The 3,590-nt window shown below is 52.2% G+C and carries 3 protein-coding genes; 2 read left to right on the top strand and 1 reads right to left on the bottom strand.

The genetic code is table 11. The annotated features are described in order from the left end of the window. The first annotated feature begins 349 nt into the window (after positions 1 to 349). The gene (locus Q0294_RS10180) at positions 350 to 1,018 is read left to right on the top strand and encodes a nitroreductase family protein (protein WP_299464314.1); all 669 of its coding nucleotides are present in this window, start codon (positions 350 to 352) and stop codon (positions 1,016 to 1,018) included. 317 nt (positions 1,019 to 1,335) lie between these two features. Here the strand turns inward: Q0294_RS10180 and Q0294_RS10185 are convergent, their stop codons facing one another. Continuing rightward, entirely contained in the window at positions 1,336 to 2,709 is a 1,374-nt protein-coding gene (locus tag Q0294_RS10185) for a dipeptidase (RefSeq protein ID WP_299464317.1), read from the bottom strand. A 124-nt stretch (positions 2,710 to 2,833) separates the two neighbouring features. Here Q0294_RS10185 and lhgO point away from each other — a divergent pair. After that, positions 2,834 to 3,590: L-2-hydroxyglutarate oxidase (lhgO, locus tag Q0294_RS10190; protein ID WP_299464320.1), on the top strand; the 757-nt coding region annotated here is incomplete at its 3' end.

The following is a 3,590-nucleotide window of genomic DNA, read 5'->3' on the forward strand; positions in this document are numbered from 1 at the left end:
AATTGAATCTATAATTTAAGAGCAACCGCAAACGGTGAGCCGAACAGTATTGCGGCTTGTCCGACAGTGTTTGAACCAGGTCCCGATCTTGAATTCACCAGGATGATCAAGTCTTAAAAAATTTCGTGAAATTTCGTGTTTTTCATGGTAGAAAAAAACGAAGTAACACGTCTCATCCTGCCTCAACCCAACCTGCGGCTCATCTATTCACAACAACTATTCAAAAAAAATACGCTGCACTTGTCTGTGAAAATTCTGTCAAATACACTTCAAATCGCACCGGCCATTTAACACGCACAGTAATCACGAACCCCCGCTTTGGCGCGTGGAGAGACTCTAAGGATTAAAGATGTCCGATAAAACAATACCAGAGATCATGGAAACCATCATCCGAAATCGCAAGACGGAAAAAGTACTCTGTGATCTTGAGGCACATCGGTCTGTGCCCGCTGACGTTGCAGAACACAATCGAGAAATCGTGCTTCGCGCGATTAAGACCGCGGGCTGGGCTCCTTTTCACTATCCTCGGAAAGTCGATGATTTAGCGGAACCGTGGCGTGCGCATGTTTTATGGCAAGAGGAAGCAAAGCAGGCAGCGCTTTACCTGCGTGATGAGTTAAACGTGACCACGAATGAGCCCCGGCTGGCAGCCGCCTGTAGTGCGTTAGTTCTCGTGACATGGTTGCCGGAGTTTTATGACCTTGAATCGCAGGACGCTGCAAAACTCGACCGCGAAACGCAACTGGCACGCGACGAAGAACATCTGGCAGCCGCTTCAGCCATGGTCCAGAATCTGTTGCTGATGTTGACCGCCCATGGCATGGGAAACTACTGGTCGAGTGGCGGAAAACTGCGCGGGCCAGAGATGTTCCAGTATCTGGGCATTCCCAAGCAGGAGCGATTATTGGCAGCCGTTTTTATTGAGTACCCGGAAATGATGGATGATTCCAAAGATCGCAAAGCGGGCAGCCTGCGAAACAATCGAAGCGATCAGTGGATTCGCGAAGTGACTCTTTGAGAACAACCAACTAATACATATTCACTTTTTCGATTCATGATCCTCAACCAATTTCCACTCACAAATATTGGGTGGGCCCGAATAAAATTCGGGCCGAGCGCAGCGAGCAGGAATCTGACAGAGAACCAGAACAAGCAATAGTGATCGAGATATTTGAGTGATCGTTAAAGATGGGTGTGATATTTAAAATTCGATCAAATACCCTGACAGTTTCCTGTTGCTTTCAGCAATCCCGAATGACATTCGGGACCACAGGCACGTTCACTTTTTAATTCACACACGTTCGTGTTTTTTCGTGAATTTCGTGGTAGAAAATCTCAAATCTGAATTTCCGACAGTTCCTGCCAGAGCAGGGCACTGGCCAGGGTTCCCTGTCGAAATGATTCCAGAGAAAATCGTTCGTTCGGGCTGTGCAAGTTGTCGGTGTTCTGTCCCCAGCCTAACAGCAGCGTTTCCACTCCCACCATGGTCTTGAACGTTTCCACCACGGGAATCGAACCCCCCTCGCGAATCATCACCGGAGCCGCTCCGAAGGCCTGCTCAATCGCAGTTCGGGCGGCAGTCATGTACGGGCTGTTAAAATCAAATACCAGACCCCGGCAGCCATGAAAATCGATGAACTCCATTGTCAGGCCGGTGGGGAGTTGATCTCGCAAAAACTGCTCCAGCGCTTTCGTCATTGCTTTGGGATCCTGATCGGGAACCAGGCGGCAAGTGAGCTTCACGCGGGCCTGCGCCGGCACAATCGTCTTCGGGCCTTCCCCGGTATAACCGGAAATCATGCCGTTCACATCACAGGTCGGCCGTGCCCAGCGACGTTCCAGCGTCGTAAAACCGGCTTCCCCGGCGACCGCGTTCACGCCGAGACTGCTCATGAATTTGGCTTCATCAAAGGGGAGCGCGGCGAACTGATCCCGTTCCTCCTGCGTCAGTTCCAACACCCCATCATAAAAACCGGGAATCTGTACCCGCCCCTGATCGTCGTGCAGCGCGGCAATCATCTTCGCCAGGCCATTACCCGGATTTGTGACGGCACCACCAAATACGCCACTGTGCAAATCCTGCTTTGGTCCACGGACAATCACTTCGCAGGCGAGAATCCCCCGCAAGCCGTAGGTAATCGCGGGAATTCCCGGCGCGTATTGGCTGGTGTCGCTGATCACGGCAATGTCACACGCCACCAGATCTTTGTGCTCTTTCAGGAAGAGATCGAGATTATCGCTGCCGACTTCTTCTTCGCCTTCAATCACGAAGACCACATTCACCGGCAGTTCGCCGTGGGTTTTCATCCAGGCTTCAACCGATTTGATGTGTGTATACATCTGCCCTTTGTCGTCCGTCGCACCGCGGGCGTAAATGTGTCCGTCGCGAATGTCGGGTTCAAACGGGGGCGTCGTCCATTGATCCAGCGGATCGGGGGGCTGCACATCGTAGTGCCCGTAAACCAGCACCGTCGGTTTCCCGGCGGCTTTTTTCCAGGAGCCATATACGATCGGATGTCCGGCCGTTTCCACCAGTCGGCTTTCAAGGCCCGCGGCTTCCATTTGTTTCAAGACAAACTCGGCACCGCGTCTGGTTTCCGACTTCAATGTCGAGTCGGCACTCACGCTGGGGATTTTTAATAATTCAATCAGTTCACTGACAAACCGATCCTGATGTTGCTCTAAATACTCGCGAACTTGCTCAACCATTGTTTTCCTGTAACCTTGATCCTGCTAAGTTATGATATCACTGAAGGTGAGAGAGACTCCGGGAATGATGTTATCCTGTGTGGAGTATAAGATCCCGCGGACCATTTGAGTATAGAAGTCATCCATGAAAACCGTAGATGTCGCAATAATTGGCGGAGGAATCATCGGCCTGGCGACCGGCTGGCAGATCACACAGCGATTTCCCGGTAAATCGATTCTACTTCTCGAAAAAGAAAACCAGGTCGCCCAGCACCAGACCGGACACAATTCCGGCGTCCTGCATTCGGGCATCTATTATAAACCGGGTTCGTTAAGAGCGACCAACTGCCGCGAAGGCAAACTCGCCATGGAAGCCTTCTGCGATGCGGAAGGAATTCCCTGGGATCAGTGCGGCAAAGTGATCGTCGCCGTCAATGAAAGTGAATTCTCTGCGCTCGACAGCATCTTCTCACGCGGCCAGCAAAACGGCGTCACCTGCGAAATGATCGACGAAAAACGGCTCAAGGAACTCGAACCGCATGTCGCCGGCATCCGCGGCATTCACGTGCCGGAAACCGGCATCGTCGATTACAAACAGGTTTCCGCCCGACTCGCCGAACGGATTCAGGAAAAAGGGAACCAGATTCTCACCGGCACTGAAGTCACCGGCATTCGGCATCACAGCGATCACATCATGATTCAAACGAAGCAGGGGGAGTACGCGGCGAAACAGGTCATCAACTGCGGCGGCCTGTTCAGCGACCGCGTGGCCCGCATGGGCGGGTCTCGACCGAATTCCAAAATTGTCCCCTTTCGCGGCGAATATTATCTGCTCAAGCCGGATGCAGAACATCTCTGCCGCTCGTTGATTTATCCGGTGCCGAATCCCGAGTTCCCGTTTC

Origin of the sequence: uncultured Gimesia sp. (assembly GCF_937919775.1) — a bacterium.
In the GTDB taxonomy this organism is placed as follows: Bacteria; Planctomycetota; Planctomycetia; order Planctomycetales; family Planctomycetaceae; genus Gimesia.